Annotated in this window: 14 protein-coding genes and 1 tRNA gene; 13 read left to right on the top strand and 2 right to left on the bottom strand. The window is 46.2% G+C overall.

Annotation, left to right across the window (positions count from 1 at the left end; genetic code table 11):
• The first annotated feature begins 128 nt into the window (after nucleotides 1–128).
• The 13 genes from HY200_00390 to HY200_00330 all read left to right on the top strand — a co-directional run bounded on the left by HY200_00390 (nucleotide 129) and on the right by HY200_00330 (nucleotide 15,076).
• Nucleotides 129–203, top strand: a tRNA-Gly gene (locus tag HY200_00390).
• A gap of 612 nt (nucleotides 204–815) precedes the next feature.
• Nucleotides 816–2,099 carry a TolC family protein gene (locus HY200_00385; GenBank protein MBI3593395.1) on the top strand — a complete coding sequence of 428 codons (1,284 nt, stop codon included), beginning with the start codon at nucleotides 816–818 and terminating at the stop codon, nucleotides 2,097–2,099.
• Between the two features lie 162 nt (nucleotides 2,100–2,261).
• On the top strand, nucleotides 2,262–3,869 hold the full coding sequence (locus HY200_00380; GenBank protein MBI3593394.1) for an efflux RND transporter periplasmic adaptor subunit: 1,608 nt from the start codon (nucleotides 2,262–2,264) through the stop codon (nucleotides 3,867–3,869).
• Between the two features lie 81 nt (nucleotides 3,870–3,950).
• Nucleotides 3,951–7,082, top strand: coding sequence for an efflux RND transporter permease subunit (locus tag HY200_00375; GenBank protein ID MBI3593393.1), 3,132 nt, complete (start codon nucleotides 3,951–3,953; stop codon nucleotides 7,080–7,082).
• Nucleotides 7,082–7,315 (top strand): SHOCT domain-containing protein, encoded by a 234-nt coding sequence (locus HY200_00370; GenBank protein MBI3593392.1) that lies wholly within the window; start codon nucleotides 7,082–7,084, stop codon nucleotides 7,313–7,315. Before HY200_00375 ends, HY200_00370 begins: the two co-directional genes overlap by 1 nt.
• Before the next feature lie 267 nt (nucleotides 7,316–7,582).
• Entirely contained in the window at nucleotides 7,583–7,996 is a 414-nt protein-coding gene (locus tag HY200_00365) for a hypothetical protein (GenBank protein ID MBI3593391.1), read from the top strand.
• Between the two features lie 192 nt (nucleotides 7,997–8,188).
• A complete protein-coding gene (locus HY200_00360; GenBank protein MBI3593390.1) occupies nucleotides 8,189–9,832 on the top strand; it encodes a copper resistance system multicopper oxidase in 1,644 nt (547 codons plus the stop codon).
• On the top strand, nucleotides 9,829–10,557 hold the full coding sequence (locus tag HY200_00355) for a copper resistance protein B (GenBank protein ID MBI3593389.1): 729 nt from the start codon (nucleotides 9,829–9,831) through the stop codon (nucleotides 10,555–10,557). The genes HY200_00360 and HY200_00355 overlap by 4 nt, the downstream gene beginning before the upstream one ends.
• A gap of 117 nt (nucleotides 10,558–10,674) precedes the next feature.
• Nucleotides 10,675–11,193: a DUF2231 domain-containing protein gene (locus HY200_00350; GenBank protein ID MBI3593388.1), complete on the top strand. Its 519-nt coding sequence runs from the start codon at nucleotides 10,675–10,677 to the stop codon at nucleotides 11,191–11,193.
• 175 nt (nucleotides 11,194–11,368) lie between these two features.
• Nucleotides 11,369–11,851, top strand: coding sequence for a hypothetical protein (locus HY200_00345; protein MBI3593387.1), 483 nt, complete (start codon nucleotides 11,369–11,371; stop codon nucleotides 11,849–11,851).
• Nucleotides 11,852–11,924: 73 nt separating this feature from the next.
• The gene (locus HY200_00340) at nucleotides 11,925–14,081 is read left to right on the top strand and encodes a copper-translocating P-type ATPase (protein ID MBI3593386.1); all 2,157 of its coding nucleotides are present in this window, start codon (nucleotides 11,925–11,927) and stop codon (nucleotides 14,079–14,081) included.
• A gap of 232 nt (nucleotides 14,082–14,313) precedes the next feature.
• Nucleotides 14,314–14,460 (top strand): YHS domain-containing protein, encoded by a 147-nt coding sequence (locus HY200_00335; GenBank protein ID MBI3593385.1) that lies wholly within the window; start codon nucleotides 14,314–14,316, stop codon nucleotides 14,458–14,460.
• 10 nt (nucleotides 14,461–14,470) lie between these two features.
• Nucleotides 14,471–15,076 carry a hypothetical protein gene (locus HY200_00330; GenBank protein ID MBI3593384.1) on the top strand — a complete coding sequence of 202 codons (606 nt, stop codon included), beginning with the start codon at nucleotides 14,471–14,473 and terminating at the stop codon, nucleotides 15,074–15,076.
• A 162-nt stretch (nucleotides 15,077–15,238) separates the two neighbouring features.
• Here the strand turns inward: HY200_00330 and cadA are convergent, their stop codons facing one another.
• Nucleotides 15,239–17,059, bottom strand: coding sequence for a cadmium-translocating P-type ATPase (gene cadA, locus HY200_00325; protein MBI3593383.1), 1,821 nt, complete (start codon nucleotides 17,057–17,059; stop codon nucleotides 15,239–15,241).
• 160 nt (nucleotides 17,060–17,219) lie between these two features.
• Entirely contained in the window at nucleotides 17,220–17,498 is a 279-nt protein-coding gene (locus HY200_00320; protein MBI3593382.1) for a metal/formaldehyde-sensitive transcriptional repressor, read from the bottom strand.
• Nucleotides 17,499–17,635: the final 137 nt, after the last annotated feature.

Below are 17,635 nucleotides of genomic sequence, written 5' to 3'. Positions count from 1 at the left end.
AGAATGTGGAGATTTAGTCATAAAGGATTGACTTTTTCACAAAAATCGGTCATATTCAAGGCGATGGTTGTTAGGATTCTTGTTTGATAGACTCCGAAGTCATTGATATTTAATACCTTTCAAAAAATGCGGGAATAGCTCAGCGGTAGAGCATCGCCTTGCCAAGGCGAGGGTCGCGAGTTCAAATCTCGTTTCCCGCTCCATTTTTTTCTAATAAATTAAAAAGTGATTTTTGAAAAGTTGAAGCGTTCGCTCCTTTTACGATTTTTTCAGAATTGCCAAGAAGGGGACATTTCTAATTGGGTAGAAAAAGACAAAATATGAAGCTTGACAAGAAGAGTAATTGTATCTAATACTTAAAACATGAAATTGAAAGCTATCAAATTCACAGTACTTTTCATTTTGGTTTCTTTTGTGGTTTCCGTCGAAGGAAATGCGCTTGCCTGCCTGTCTCCGTTTACAATGAACTATGAAAAAACCTTAATGACCTGTAATTCCTCAATTCCGCCAGTTAATTCCGTTCCAGTTCAATCGGATAAAAATTGTAAAGATTCTTTATTTAAAGATGGACAGGTCCAACTTGTTAAATCTTCTTCCCAACTCTTAATACTTGAAGAGTTCCAAATAGTGTCATCGTCATGGATGCCTGCAACGGAAATCTTCGTTGAAGAGGCCTCAAATTCGGATTATTTCCTTCAGGATCATTTCCCCCATATCCAATATTCGTCCACTCCACTTTACACCTATCATCACTCTTTCCTCATTTAGACCTACTTTTTTACCATAGTTCTTAATTTGGTGAAGAAGGAGGATTTATGTCTCAACAAAAAGATACTGGGGTTCTCCCAGTGGTCCTTATTTTATTTTTAATCGTAATCTTTACCTCCGCAAATTCAATTTATGCCGAGGGTCGTTTGTCCGGCAAGGGAAAAATGTCGCTTGATCTTCTGATCGAGCGGGCCATAAAACAAAATCCTGAAATCCTGGCGGCATCGAAGAAAATCGAAGCGCTTAAACAGGAAGTATTCCAGGAAACGACGCTGGAAGATCCGCAATTGACCATTACACAATGGCAAATTCCGTCCAATTTTGACGTAGCAAATCCTGCCCAAACCTGGTACGGAATCGGTCAGTCCTTTCCCTTCCCGGGGAAAAGAGCCTTGAAGGGGAAAATTGCCGAGCAGGAAGTGGACTACCAGTCTCAAATGCTTCAAGGCACCATCAGAGAGATCGTCTTAAAAGTTAAAACAGCCTACTATCAGCTTTTTTTGGCTGAAAAAGAGATCTCGATTCACCGGGATCATCAGGTTCTTTTAGGAGAGTTTACCCAAAGCGCCCAGCAGAAATATTCCGCCGGTATCGGAACACAGCAGGATATCGTGAAAACGGAAGTGGAGCTCTCTAAGCTCCATACCAGCCTTCTTACTTTGGAAGAAGAAAAAATCAGCGCGGAGACTACCTTAAATGCGTTGTTAAATCTGTCCCCTGAAACGCCCCAAGAGATTTCTGAAGAGCCTGAAAATACCGAATTAAAACTCACAATAGAAGAAATGACGCCCTCCATTTTAAAAACTCGCCCAGAGCTCATTGCCGCCAATTTTCAGATTGAAAAAAAAGAGACCACGCTTTCTCTGGCCGAGAAGTATATCTACCCGGATTTTACGGGGGAGCTGACCTACATGGCGTCTTATCATGGAGAGGCAAATATGTGGATGGCGGTGGCTAAAATTAATCTTCCCTGGATCTTTAATGAAAAATATAAGTCAAAAATCAATCAGGTCCAATTAGAAAAAGAGAGTGCTGAAGCCGATAGATTACAAATTCAAAATCAAACCTTAGCTGAAGTACGAATCCTCTATTTCAAGATCAAGTCGCTTGAGAATTCCCTGAGCATGTATCGAAACGGAATTCTCCCTCAAGCAAGACAGGCTTTGGAATCTTCCAGAATTGCCTACAGATCCGGAAAGACTGATCTGTTGAATGTCATTGACAGTGAAAGGACCTTAAAAGACCTGCAAATGAGCTATTATGAAACGCTGGTGCAGTACGAAGGACGAATCAATGAATTAGAAAAAATGACAGGGAAAGATTTTAATTAAACAATATAACAAAATACTTAGCTTCGCTGCGGAACCAGAAAGCGAGGATCTGGCTTTGCCAGTCTGAGCAACGGGGTTCGGGGGCATCGGAGGATTTCACGAAGTGAAACCGCACGGGCCCCCGAATATAATAACCAGCAAGCTTTGTGGGAGGGTCTTCAAATGAAAAAGTTATTGAGTTATGCGGGAGTTATTTTTCTGGTGGTCTTAATCGGTTTGGGCTATTCGGTAGGAAAGTTGCAGGGTGAAACAGAGAAATCCGGTGCCTCTTCCATGGGGAATATGGCAATGCCAGACATGAAATCAGGGGTGGAGACGGGAATGCCGGTTCAGTTGTCTCCCGAAAAAAGGCAGATGATCGGGGTGAAAACAGGAAAAGTGGTAAGAAGGGATTTGGAGACCCAGCTACACGCATCCGGAACAGTCGATTTCAATGAACAGAAAATCACCCGGATTCATCTGCGTGTTGCAGGTTGGGTGAAAGAGCTTTATGTTAATTCAACCGGTCAGAAGGTAGAAAAAGGAGAGCCGTTGTTTCGGATTTACAGCCCCGATCTCTATTCCACCAAGCAGGAATATATCCTGGCCAAGAATACTTTTGAGCAGGTTAAGGACAGTCCTATGACCCATGTCCGGGAAGGGATTGCCTCCCAGATTGAATCGGCCAGGGCAAGACTCCTGTTATGGAATATGGATGACCGGCAGATCGATCAGCTGGATCAAGGAGAGGCGGTGGAACCGGAGACCAATTTTTATTCTCCAGCCTATGGATTTGTTACGAAAAAATCGGTTTCAAAAGGAGATTACGTGACTCCTGAGATGGAGCTATATGAAATTGCCGATTTATCCACGGTTTGGGTTTATGCCGACATTTATGAATCGGACATTGCCTCTTTAAAACTGGATCAACAGGTTTCAATCTCCTTTACTGCCTATCCGGGAAAAACTTTTTCCGGAAAACTTATTTATATCTTTCCAAACTTAAACCCGGACACACGGACCGTCAAAGCCCGGATCGAATTGCCCAATCCCGGCTTTCTTCTTAAACCGGGAATGTACGGGGATGTCGACATCCCGGTGAAGGCTTCAGACAGACTGGTTGTTTCCAGCGATGCGGTCCTTGATTCAGGGTTACATCAAATGGTTTTCTTAAACCGTGGAAACGGACGATTTGAGCCTAAACAAATCAAGACGGGACAACGGTATGACAACGAAATTGAAGTGCTGGAAGGTGTTAAAGAAGGGGAGTCGATTGTCACCTCCGCTACCTTTTTGATCGATTCGGAAAGTAAGCTCATGTCCGCTGCCAGCATGATGGGAATGCTGGGTATGGGGGGGATCAGAATGGAACAGGCTTCCATGGGAAAAATGGAGATGAAAGGTATGGAAATGGCCGGCATGGACATGAAGGATATGGATATGGGTGGGATGCCGATGAAAGAGGAACCCCCGGCCAAACGAATTAAAAAAGCAGGTCAAGTGGCCTTAACTTTGGAGTTTATGCCAGAACCTCCCCATGTTGGAGAAAATAAAGTCTCCGTCAAAGTGACCAATAATGGGAATCAAATCATACGGGATGCGGAGGTCATCTTTGCCTATACGATGACGATGCCCGGCATGATGGTTGAAGAGGCCAAGGGCTCGCTAGTAAAAGACGCTTACGAAGGAAAGGTCAAATTCGCAATGGCGGGCGAATGGAAAATCGATGTGACGATCAAAAGAAAGGATCAGCCTGAAGTCAAAGAATCTTTTATCTTGCAGGCGAAGTAAGAGATGGCGTCCGGGGCGGGTCTTCCGCCCCGGTCTGTGGGGTTAAGATCTTAGGACTGATTTCTTCAGGAGCTTTTATTCATGATTGAAAAAGTAATCGACTACTGCGGTAAAAACCATCTGATCGTTCTATTGGGTGTGGTGTTTCTCTCCGTTTGGGGTTATTGGGCTGTGATCCATACCCCGCTGGATGCCATTCCAGATCTCTCCGATGTCCAGGTGATTGTCTATACCGAATGGGAGGGAAGAAGTCCCAATCTCATGGAAGATCAGATTACCTATCCGATCGTAACCTCCATGCTTGGAGCTCCCAAAGTCAAATATGTCCGGGGATCGTCTGATTTCGGATTTTCCTATGTCTACATTGTTTTTGAGGATGGGACCGATATGTATTGGGCACGTAGCCGGGTTCTGGAATACATGAGCAAAGTCACTGGCAAACTTCCTGAAGGAGTACATCCGGTATTAGGACCGGATGCCACAGGGGTAGGCTGGGTTTATGAGTACGCACTGGTGGATAAGTCGGGAAAACGGAGCCTTGCAGATCTCAGGGCTTATCAGGACTGGACTTTGCGGTATCAATTACAGGCGATTCCAGGGGTCGCTGAAGTCGCCTCGGTCGGAGGATTTGAAAAGCAATACCAGATTCATGTCGACCCTCAACGCCTTCAGGCGTTGAACATCCCCTTTACCAAAGTAACTCAAATGATTCGCATGGCCAATAACGATGTCGGAGGACGTTCCATCGAATTAAGCGAACGGGAATATATGATCAGGGGCCAGGGCTATATTAAAACCCTAAACGATCTTGAACTCATTCCCTTAGGAGTCAATAAGAATGGTGTCCCAATTTTACTCAAAGAGGCGGCCTCGGTCTCTTTTGGTCCAGAGATGAGAAGAGGAGTCACCGAATTAAACGGCGAGGGTGAAGTCGTCGGAGGGATCGTCATCATGCGGTATGGAGAAAACGCATTGAGCGTCATTGACCGGGTTAAAGAGAAGATTGCTGATATTCAGCCGGGTTTGCCTAAGGGATTAAAAATTATATCAACCTATGACAGATCAAGTTTAATTTTGCGGGCCATTGCGACGTTGAAAGAAAAACTGATTGAAGTCACCCTGGTAGTTAGTCTGGTAACTATTTTGTTCTTATTTCATTTCCGGTCCGCCTTGGTGGTCATTATCAGCCTGCCGATTGCGATTCTCCTTTCCTTTATCGCCATGGGAGCGCTTCATCTGACGTCGAATGTCATGTCTTTAGGCGGAATTGCCATTGCGATTGGCGCCATGGCTGATGGAGCCATCGTCATGATTGAAAATGCCCATCGGCGTCTTGAGGAGAAACCCGATAGAGTCCGGTCTGAAGTGATTCTGGAAGCAGCTAAAGAGCTGGGAAAGCCGCTCTTTTTTTCCCTTTTGATTATTACGGTTTCCTTCATGCCTATTTTTACACTGGAAGCCCAGGAAGGGAGGCTTTTTAAACCACTCGCCTTTACCAAAACCTTTTCGATGTTTTTTGCGGCGTTTCTTTCGATTACCCTGATTCCTTTACTAATGGTCTATTTCATCCGCGGGAAAATCACTCCAATCGCCAAAAATCCTTTAAACCGTTTTTTAATAGTTGTTTATGAACCTCTGCTTCGATTTGTTTTAAAACGGCCTCTGATTATAGTCATTCTATCTGTACTTGTCCTGATCCTGACCCTTCCCCTATTTTTAAAGATGGGATCTGAATTCATGCCTCCTTTGAATGAAGGAACCATTCTTTACATGCCGACGACCCTTCCCGGAATTTCAATGACCAAAGCCTCGCAGATTCTCGGACAGCAGGATGCGATGCTGAAACAGTTTCCCGAGGTGGAAACGGTTTTCGGCAAGATAGGTAGAGCAGATACGTCCACTGATCCGGCCCCAATGTCGATGGCGGAGATCACGATCACCTTAAAACCGGAAGATCAATGGAGACCGGGTGTGACATGGGATAAACTTATTGCCGAGATGGACCAGGCCGTTCACTTCCCAGGAGTACCCAATATATGGTGGATGCCGATACAAACTCGGACGGAAATGTTGGCCACCGGGGTAAGAAGCGCCGTGGGAATTAAGATCTACAGCAGGAATCTTGATGAAATCGACCGAGTAGGAAAAGAGGTAGAAGAGTTACTGGGGAAGATTCCTGGAACAAGGAGTGCCTTTTCGGAACGGGTCAGCGGAGGATATTACGTTGATTTTAAAATCGACCGCCAGAAAGCGGCCCGGTATGACCTCTCAGTGGCAGATATCGAAGAAATGATCGAGTCGGCGATTGGAGGCGCAAATATCACCACCATTATCTCGGGAAGGGAAAGGTATACGGTGAACGTCAGATACCCGCAGGAATTCAGAGATAATCTAAATAAGTTAGGTAGAGTATTGGTTCCGACTTCGTCCGGAACTCAGATTCCCATGTCTCAATTGGCGGATATTTCCATATCGACAGGGCCACCGATGATTAAAGATGAAAATGGTTCACTTGCAGGAATTGTCTATGTTGACGTGGCCGGACGTGATCTGGGCGGTTATGTTGACGAAGCTAAAGCAAAAATCGCTCAGAATATCAATTTGAAAGAAACCACCTTAGGCTGGGTCGGCTCTTATCAGTACCTTCAAAGAGCCAAAGAGCGGTTTAAAATCATTATTCCGATGACCTTACTCGTGACCTTTGTTCTTCTCTATCTTAATTTTAATTCAGTAAGCCGGTCCCTTTTGGTTCTCTTAACGGTCCCTTTTTCACTCATCGGCGGAGTAATTTTACTCTCTATTTTGAATCTCTTCCATTTACAATATAACCTGAGTGTTGCCGTCTGGGTTGGGTTTATCGCCCTGGCCGGCGTAGCCGCCGAAATTGGGGTCATTATGATTGTTTATCTGGAACAGGCTTTAAAGAACAGGCAGGAAAAAGGAATCTTGGGCAGTAAGGATGAAATCGTAGAGGGAATCGTGGAAGGCGCCGTAAAACGAGTGCGGCCAATTGTCATGACGGCAACAGCCATTATTGCGGGGCTCCTTCCAATTCTGTGGAGTCATGGGACGGGTGCCGACGTGATGAAAAGAATTGCCGTTCCCATGGTTGGTGGAATGGTTTCGACAACCATTCTAACTCTATTTGTTATTCCGGCCATTTACTTACTCTGGCAAGGGAGAAAATTTAAAAGAAAGGAGGATATGCAATGATGTCTTATGGAATGATAGGTGGAGGAACGGGGATCTGGATGATCTTCGGAATGATTTTTTGGATTGTTTTGATTGCAGGGATTGTCCTCCTGGTCATTTGGGCGATCCAGAGAACTGTGGGAGGTGAATCCATCAGGGCTGCAGAGTCCGCTCTGGAAATCTTGAAGAAGCGGTATGCCCGCGGGGAAATTTCAAAAGAAGAATTTGAAGAGAAAAAACGGGATATTTTATAATAGGGATTCTACCGTCATAATTAAATAGTATGTACCTTCCTAATGCACACACTATGCGGTGTAGAACACGCAACGCAAGTTTATCTGCAAGTCCTATAACGTAAGTTAGGTTTTGTATTTATGCTCGGACTAGAAGTCCCAATTTTGAAAACATTGAAGGTTATCAGTCTTAATCGATAGAGAGCCACACAACCCTTCGTGTTTTCTGAGCAATTAAATAATACTTTACTGTTTGACAAAAATTTAAATAAATGTTTATTTATGAGCATGAACAATTCATTCAAATTTAAATGGTTCACAGTTTATCTTCTTGTCATTGCGATAGTCACCGCCTTTGTCGGAAATAGCTACGCGTGTCTTTTTCCAATATCCATGATTACGGAAAAAGCCGCCATGAACTGTGAAACTTCAGAACGCGTTTCTTCCGGGATCTCTTCCCAATCTGATGATGATTGTAATCAGGCGCTTCTTGATGACGGCAGAGTAAGTCATATCGGTTCTTTTTTTCAGCTCACTGTTCTGCGCCTGGCTCCTGACTTCTCAAAAATGTCATCCGGAATTTCACGAAACATGATATCCACTCCGGAAAGGGTTCCATTCTTTGTCGATGGCAGTCTTTTACATCCTCCAATACATCACTCTGTTCCTATATACACTTCAACACACTCCTTTCTTATTTAAAGTCCATTCTCAAAGAGATATTTCAAAATATCTCCTTCTTTTAGTTTAAAAAGAGCCCATTTTTTCTCATATACTTCAATTTCTTGCTTTTATTGAGCTAAAAAGGTCGAGGAATATTCCGAAATTAGAAATTGCAGTTATTTTGCATTAGTCTTTTGAGTTTCAAAAAATGGGAGATGAGGAGAAAAGTAAATGTTACGAATTAGATTTATCGGTTTAGCGGTATTAATTGTGATATTCATGGTGAATCCAATACAGGCCAAGACGTACAACCTGGTCATAGAGAAACAGGCTATGAACATAACGGGCCATGAAAAAATGGCTTTCACGATCAACGGGTCTATTCCAGGCCCCCTTCTTCGGTGGAGGGAAGGAGAAGAGGTTGCCATAAATGTGACGAATAAACTGGATCAAATCACCTCAATTCATTGGCACGGTATTCTGCTTCCTTCCAATATGGACGGAGTTCCGGGAATCAGCTTCGAAGGCATCCGACCGGGAGAGACCTTCACCTACCGCTTTACCGTGAAACAAAGTGGAACATACTGGTACCACAGTCACTCCGAGACACAAACACAGATGGGATTTTATGCCCCGATCATTATTGATCCGGCTAAGAAGGAAGCGCTGCAATCTGATCAGGAGTACGTCGTTTTTCTCTCAGATTGGACAGACGAAGATCCCCATCAGATTATGGCAAAATTAAAGAAGCAGAGCGACTATTACAACTTTCAGCGACGAACCCTTCTAGACCTCTTTCACGATGTCGGAGCAGCCAAAACTTCCGGGGAATTTTGGAATGTCTTCAAGGAACGACTCACCTGGGGACGTATGCGCATGGATCCAACCGACATTTCCGACGTAACGGGTTATACCTATACATTTTTGCTAAACGGGAAGATCCCGGACCAGAATTGGACAGCCCTCTATAAGCCAGGCGAACGGATTCGCCTCCGATTCATCAATGGCTCAGCGATGACTTACTTTGATGTGAAGATTCCAGGTCTGAAACTTGAAGTGGTACAAGCTGACGGCCAAAATCTGGAACCGGTCCGGGTTGATGAACTTCGAATTGCAGTAGCCGAAACCTATGACGTTATCGTATCTCCCGAAGAAGATCATGCCTATACCCTCTTTGCTGAGTCGATTGATCGGAGTGGATATGCACGTGGCACCCTTGCGCCACGGACTGGAATGATCGCGCCGGTTCCGAAGCTTCAATCGCGGCCGATTCTTGCGGTGGCCGATATGCCTGGAATGCAGAAAATGCAGCATGTCTCGATGGAAGGGATGGACCAGAAGAGACCCGAAGGCATGGAGATGGGTTCAATGGTTCCTATGAATCACGGGACGATGCAGATGGACGAATCGATGAACAGGATGGACGACCGCGGCGGTTACAAAATTTTGTCCTACCGGGATCTCCATGGAATATTGCCCGGGTACGATACCCGTATTCCGAAACGAGTTGAAACCGTTCGACTGACCGGGAATATGCGACGCTACATCTGGATGATCAATGACAAGAAATTCTCCGATGCCGATCCCATCAAGCTTAGTTATGGAGAGCGGGTTCGGATAACGTTTATCAATGAAACCATGATGCATCATCCCATGCACCTCCATGGGATCTGGATGCAGATAGAAAATGGTCAGGGCGGGTTTGCGCCTTTGAAGCATGTTGTGGACATTCCCCCGGGAAAGCAATATTCAGTCGATATTACTGGAGATACCGAGGGGGAATGGGTTCTTCACTGTCATTTGCTTTATCACCAGGAGGCCGGGATGATGACCAAAGTTGTCGTGGCAAAAGGGAAAATGGAGGGCCCAAAATGAGCCGAGAAACCCTGCCGATAGCCAGCTTCATTCCCACTCTGATGATTGCAACAGTTCTATTTGTTTTGTTACCTGTAGGACGTGCTTATTGTGCCGAAGATGAAACCTTTTCCCTTCTTCAAGCCTATCTCAATTACGGAGAAAAGGTTGAGGGGAGGGATGTTCTCCAATGGGATGGTGAAGGGTGGATCGGAAAGGATTATGACAAACTCTGGCTTAAATCAAGGGGGTTAAGTCCTCGAGACCATGTGGAAGAGGCTGAAGTGCAGGCGTTATACAGCCGATATATTGCGGAATACTGGGACCTTCAAATCGGAGCCCGCAGAGATTTCGAGCCGAATGTACGAAATTACGGTGTGTTGAGCGTACAAGGGTTGGCTCCGTATTTCCTTGAGACATCCCTTGCGGCTTTTGTCAGTACGGAAGGAGACCTGAGCGCACGGACCGATATCCGTTATGACCTTCTTTTGACCCAGAGATTAATCGCTCAACTTTACTTTAGTGGAAACATATATGCCCGGGATATGAATGACAAAAAAGTAGGCGCAGGATTGAGCGATATCGATACTGGGATCCGAATACGCTTTGAGGTTATTCGTGAATTTGCTCCTTACCTCGATTTCAACTACATGCGTTTGCTCGGGAAAACGGCCGATTTTGCCATGAATGAAGGGCGAGATGCGAGTAACTTTGCGATTCAAGCGGGATTGCGTTTCTGGTTCTAATCCGTTGATCTTTTCGGTTTGACATGGGTTTCCCGCTCCCAGTGTATTGTCTTCAAAGAAAAGCCTTTTGCAGGAATGTGAACGGAAAAATATGATTTACAAAAAGGAGAAAAGAATATGGAGTCATTGCTTCCCGGAATCTCATCTATTCAAAATATTCATCCGATGTTTGTCCACTTTCCGGTCGCTTTCTTTTTGGGGGCACTTGCCATGGAAGGATTGGCTCTTATCTGGCGGGCAAAATATCATGACGTCGCTTCCCGGATGCTCTATCTTGGAACGATTCTGGCTGTTGTGACACTTCCAACAGGTTTTCTGGCGATGAACAAAGTTGCCGTGTCAGACCCCCGCGGACATGATGCCCCCGGACATGATTTCATTCACATTCACGGGAATTGGATGGTCTCTGTGACCGTCGTGAGTATTCTCCTCTCCGCGTACCTCTTTTGGGTCGACAAAAAACAGAAGCAGGCGGGATTCCGCTTCGGATTCTTTTTGGGGCTATTACTCCTTTCTATCCTCCTCACGTTTGGAGCGGATCGCGGCGCCCGACTCGTTTATGAATTCGGAACAGGAATCAATCCTCAGGTTCTCAAGGTCCCTCAGGAGGGACAAGTTCATCAAAATGAACATTGAAAAGCCTATTTAAGAAAAGGGGGTTCAGAAAAGATTTATTCGTACGTAAGGTTGTCATTCCCGCTGAAGAGGAAATCTTTAACGCTTACTTAGAATTGATATTGCTTGATTTTTACCAGGTTTATAAACCTATAATTTAATTGGAATTATATATTTCAGGGAGGCCAGGCATAAAATGAAAACCTTGCGTAAACTTTCCTTTTTTCCTGAAGTTCCATTGGTTTTTTTCTCTTTCTTTCTCAATTTTTTCTGGGAGATTGTTCAGAGTCCTCTCTATAACGATATTCAAAGAAAAACTTATCAGCAAATTCTCATCTCACGCCTCCATTGCACTTTCGGAGACCTTTTCATTATTCTGGTCGCTTATTGGGTTGTGAGCTGGTTTACGGAAGGCCGTGGTTGGATTTTGAGCTTTCATTTTTCGAATCTTGCGGGATTTACGCTACTCGGGCTTGGCTATACGCTACTCAGCGAATGGATCAATGTCGATATCCGAAGCGCATGGGGATATTCGCCCTTGATGCCCCGGCTTCCCTGGATCGGAAGCGGACTGACACCGGTCCTTCAGTGGGTGATTGTACCGCCGGTGATCGCAGGTATGACACGGAGATTTCTATCTATAAGAAAACCATCAGGAATAAACCATGAGATTGGATAACGAGATATTTTATACCTGTCCCATGCATCCCGAGGTAAAGCAATCAGGACCAGGTGCTTGCCCCAAATGTGGTATGGCACTCGAATCGCTAATTCCTGTGATCCCAAGGACAAACACCGAGTGGGTTTGCCCAATGCATCCAGAGATCGTCCGTGACGCTCCGGGGAGTTGTCCGATTTGTGGTATGGTGCTCGAACCCAAAGTCGCCATGGCCGAGGAAGAAGAAAACTCCGAACTGATCGATATGACCCGGCGATTCCGGGTCAGTCTCATTCTTTCGATTCCCCTGGTCATGATCGCAATGCGTGGTGCGATCCCATGGCTCCAGCTGGACCGAATCATTTCTCCGGAAATTCTAAAATGGTTTGAACTCATTTTTGCGACTCCCGTCGTTCTCTGGGCGGGATGGCCTTTTTTTGTACGCGGATGGAACTCGGTTATCCACTGGAGTCCTAATATGTTTACCCTGATCGGGCTTGGCGTAGGAGTGGCTTACCTATACAGTCTGGTGGCGGCCATCCTGCCAAACGTCTTTCCTTCTTCATTCCGTACTATGAATGGTGAAGTCGGTACCTATTTTGAGGCGGCTGCGGTCATTGTGACTCTGGTACTCCTCGGGCAGGTGCTCGAGTTGAGGGCGCGCAGTCGAACCGGTGCGGCGATCAAAGCGCTTCTCGGACTGGCGCCCAAAACGGCCCGTCGCATCAAGAATGATGGCACGGAGGCCGATATTCCCCTTGAACAGGTTCAAAAGGGAGATTCCCTTCGTGTGCGCCCAGGCGAGAAGATCCCGGTCGATGGCTTAGTCATTGAGGGCCTGAGTTCCGTGGATGAATCGATGATATCCGGGGAGCCGATCCCTGTGGAGAAGCAAAAGGGCGATCATGTCATCGGCGCCACGATCAACGGGACCGGAGCTTTAATCATCATGGCTGAAAAGGTGGGGGCAGAGACCGTGTTGGCCCAAATTGTGAGAATGGTAGCGGACGCCCAGCGAAGCCGGGCCCCGATTCAGAAACTTGTCGATGTCGTCGCGGCCTATTTTGTCGAAGTCGTGATGGCTATCGCGGTCATCACCTTTATTATCTGGGGATGGTTTGGTCCTGAGCCCCGTTTTGTTTATGCGCTCATCAATGCCGTTGCCGTTCTGATCATTGCCTGCCCGTGTGCTCTCGGGCTTGCCACTCCAATGTCCATTATGGTCGCCACCGGAAAGGGAGCGATGGTCGGCGTGCTCTTCAAAAACGCTGAAGCCATAGAAATCCTGAAACAAGTGGATACCCTTGTGGTCGACAAAACGGGAACGCTGACCGAGGGAAAACCAAAACTTAGCGGGATAGTGCTTGCAAGCGGATTTGAAGAACTTTCATTGCTCTATTTTGCAGCCAGCATCGAACGGGGAAGCGAACATCCGCTGGCTGCAGCCCTCGTAAAGGGAGCTTTAGATAAGGGTGTAAAGCCTGGAAATACAGAGGGCTTTCAGTCGATGACCGGCAAAGGGGTCACAGGAAAAGTGGACGGCCATGACGTGGCGCTAGGCAACCACAAGCTTCTCGATGAGTTGAATATCAATCCAGGAGAGCTCTCTGCAAAGGCAGAAGCGATGCGAGGTGAGGGTCAGACCGTCATGTTTGTAGCAGTTGACAAAAGAGCCGTGGGTCTCCTGGGAGTCTCGGACCCAATCAAGGAGACGACCCCGGAAGTTATTCGACAGCTCCACCGCGAAAGGATCAAGGTCATCATGGTGACAGGGGATAGCCGTAGCACGGCTGAAGTGGTCGCTAAAAAACTCGGCATTGATGAGGTTATTGCGGAAGTTCTGCCTGATCAAAAAGTCGAAGTGGTCAAAAGATTCCAGAAACAAGGTCGAATGGTTGCGATGGCAGGCGATGGGATTAATGATGCGCCAGCCCTTGCCCAGGCCCAGGTGGGCATCGCCATGGGAACCGGGACCGATGTGGCTATGGAAAGTGCTGGCGTAACACTCGTGAAGGGAGATCTCCGGGGGATTCTTCGGGCGAGGCTTTTGAGCAGAGCGACGCTTCGCAATATCAAACAAAATCTCTTTTTCGCATTTGTCTATAACGCTCTTGGAGTGCCGGTTGCCGCAGGAATTCTTTATCCCTTTATGGGGATTTTACTCAGTCCGATTTTCGCGGCTGCCGCAATGAGTCTTAGCTCGGTATCCGTGGTGGGTAATGCCTTGAGATTGAGAGGCGCAAAAATTTGAAGGTTAACTACTTGAAATAATTTTTAGCCTCAAATAATCCGATGTATTCCAGACCTTTGGAAGGAAGACGCCTAAAAAAAGAAGTGATAAGTTCTTAATAAACGGATTAGATATAATGTCCGGAACAAATCCTGATCTCGATCTGGGAGATGTGGTTGAAGAAATGGTAAGAGTTTGAGGCATTTCAAAGCGGAACCATGTCGCGAGTTAAATCGGAGGGAGGTGAGAAGAAATGGCAAAAGATGTGGTTTGTGGTATGCAGGTTGACGAGAAAAAGGCGGCAGGGACAGGCAACTATAAAGGAAAAACGTATTATTTTTGTTCTGTTTCCTGCAAAGAGAGGTTTGAAAGAAACCCAGAGAATTTTATTAAATCATAAGGAGAAAAAAATGGATAACAAGCTGATAAAAATCATACTGGTTTCATTTTTAATGATTGTTCCATTGACCGCGTTTGGCCAGATGAAAGACAGTGGTAAAGAGGGAAAAGGGATGATGGAAGAGGGAATGATGGGCGGTGGGGACATGGGTGGGATGATGGGAATGCATGGAATGGGGATGGAACATGACATGATGGGTATGATGTTGATGATGAAAGCCATGAATAGTCTGGATCTGACTTCTGAGCAGAAAAAAATAATACAGCAGGAAAAGATCAAACATCAAAAGGAGGCTATTCCTCTGTTTAGCAAAATTCAGATGTCCGGGGTGGAGTTAAAGGAAATTCTCATGGGTAATCCAATCGATGTTGCAAAAGCAAAAGAAAAACTTAAGGAAAAACATGATGCCATGGCGGAGATGGAGATGAGCCATATTCTTCTGACGCAGCAGATTAAGGCGCATTTAACTCCTGAACAGCGGGATCATCTCGAATCCATGATGGAAATGGGTCCGAAGATGGACATAATGGTGCCCCAAAAGGAAAAGCAACCCTCGAAAAAAGGATCGGAAAAGCCATCCGAATCCTCGAAGACACCTGATCCACATGGACACTAATTTTTGTTATGTCTTGCAACGGAAGATTTGATCATTGAAGAGTTGCTTCATAAATCCCGGATTGACCATTTTTCTCTGAAAATTTCTTCTGGTATATTGGGGAAAATGGATTGGAAAAGGCGTTATGTTTTAATCACCTCAAGAGGATTACCAAAAAATTCGCTATTTTTTTATGTTTTTGTCAGACTCCTCCTGCAATAGTCTGGCTGAGTTAAGGATAAAAACTAACTCCGAAGAAACATGAATGAATGCAGCAAACAATGGGTTAAGAAACCCAAAAGCTGCCAAGCCTATACCCAGCAGATCAACGATGATAGTGCCGGCGAAATTTTGCCAAATAATTTCCCGGGTCTGTCTGGCAATCACCAAGGTCTTGGTGAATTTCATGAAATCATTGCCGATAAGAACCACATCGGCACTTTCGCGCGCAATGTCTGTGCCTGAGCCCATGGCAACGCCTACGCTTGCCTCGGCCAACGCCGGCGCGTCGTTGATACCATCACCCAGCATTGCAACGACGTAGCCGTTCTTGATCAGGCTTTTAATACGGTCGAGTTTATCTTCCGGCAACAAGTCGGCCTCCGCCTCCTTGATGTCGAGCTGCCGGGCCACAGCCTGGGCCACCGGTCGACTATCTCCGGTCAAGAGAATGGTTCGGATTCTCATTCGAGTGATTTCCTGGATTGCCCTTTGGGCTTCGGGCCGAACTGTATCGGAAATTGTGATCACCCCATAAAATTGTTTTCCCCGGGCCACGAATACCTCTGAATCCTCCAGTCCTGACACCGGAACTTTCGGAATATGAATTTCGTGATCCAACATGAGCTTTCGCCCCCCCACCAAAACAGTTTTCCCCTCAAAAATTGCTGCGATTCCCCGGCCCGGCGTGTAGGTGAACTCGTCGGGTTCTTTGATTGAACAGCCTGATTCCCGAGCATACCTAACAATAGCTTTTCCAAGGGGGTGTTCTGAACGGGATTCGGCTCCCGCCGCAACTTCAATAACCTGTAGGGGATCTATGCCGGGAGAAGGAATGACACTCTGAACTTTCGGTTGACCGAAAGTGAGGGTACCTGTTTTGTCGAGCACAACCGTATCGACCCTGCCCAACAGTTCAAGATAAAGTCCCCCTTTAATAATGGAGCCGAGCCGTGCTGCACGGCCAATTCCACCCAGAATGGCAAGAGGCGTGCCAGCAGCAATACCACAGGCTCCAGCAACAATAACCACCGATATGGTTGAATAGATATTTTGTGTAATAACAAAAGTCAGAGTGGCAGCGCCGAGCGCGAAGTAAACCAGATAGCCAGCAAGTTGATCCGCCAAACGCTGCACCGGAGCTCGCGACTGTTCGGCCTCTTCTACCGCTTGAATGATCTTGCCGTAGCTGGTATCCCTGCCAATCCGCTCGGCACGAATCTCTAAAAGACCGGATTGGTTTATCGAACCGGCATAGACTGTTGTCCCGGAAGTTTTTTCAAGAGGCATCGATTCGCCTGTGATCCGCGACTGATCCACGTACGAAAATCCGCCAATAACCTTTCCGTCAATCGGAATGTTTCCTCCGGGACTTACCAGCACCGCATCCCCCACTTCAAGTTCATCGGCATTAATATCCCGCACTTCTCCCTCACGACGAACTGATACCGAATTGGGCAGAACTTCCAACAGGTTACGGATGGCTCGACGCCCTCGAGAAACTGTCATTTCCTCTAGAACCTCAGCGATCAACACGAACAATGTGATCACAAGGGCCGTAAAGAATTCTGAAATGGCTGCGGCGGAAACGATCGCAATGGTCATGGATAATTCCATGGTCATACGCCGCGCTGCCATATTCTTAAATGCACTCTTGAAGATCGGCCAACCCCCAAGAATTAATCCTGCCATTCCGATGACGTTTACTTTACCTATCGGATCCCAAAAGTGGAACCAAACGGCTGCAGCGGAAAGAGCAACGGATACAATCCGTACTAATTCCATCCTCTCGATGGACCAATTGAGACTTTGTCCATTGTCGTGATTATTTCCATCACAGCAGGGGGGCTCCGGTAACTGAACTGGCGGCCGGGATTGTTTCTTTCCAGATACATTCGAAAAAGAAGCAGGTTTGTCGAGTGAAGGCACTACGCATTTCCTTTCGTTATTTTAGATAAGAGCGGACAACGTCGATTAGGTCTTCAGCGCCTTTTGCTCGTTTGGTGTCAGGGTCACTTGCGGGATCTGCGACATGATTTCGAATATGGTCTTCAAGGACTTCAGCCATGAGACCATTAATTGCCCCGCGAGCAGCTGCAATGCCATGGAGCACGTCGGTGCATTCCTTTTCATCTTTCAGGGCACGTTCTACCGCTTCAATCTGTCCCCGGATACGACGCACTCGGTTCAATAGCTTGGTCTTTTGTCGGATCGTATGGGCCATATCTTCCTCCTGTGGTTTCAAATATATAATATAGGGGGGTATAGTATAGTGTCAAGGATAAGAATTTCATTCTTAAAGCGTTAAATTGATGTTTAGCACTGAGGATTACGTATAGTTAGGATATAAGGTGTGAAAAT

The organism is Nitrospirota bacterium, assembly GCA_016194305.1.
Classification (GTDB): Bacteria; Nitrospirota; Nitrospiria; order JACQBW01; family JACQBW01; genus JACQBW01.
This window is presented reverse-complemented; position numbering and strand designations above follow the sequence as displayed.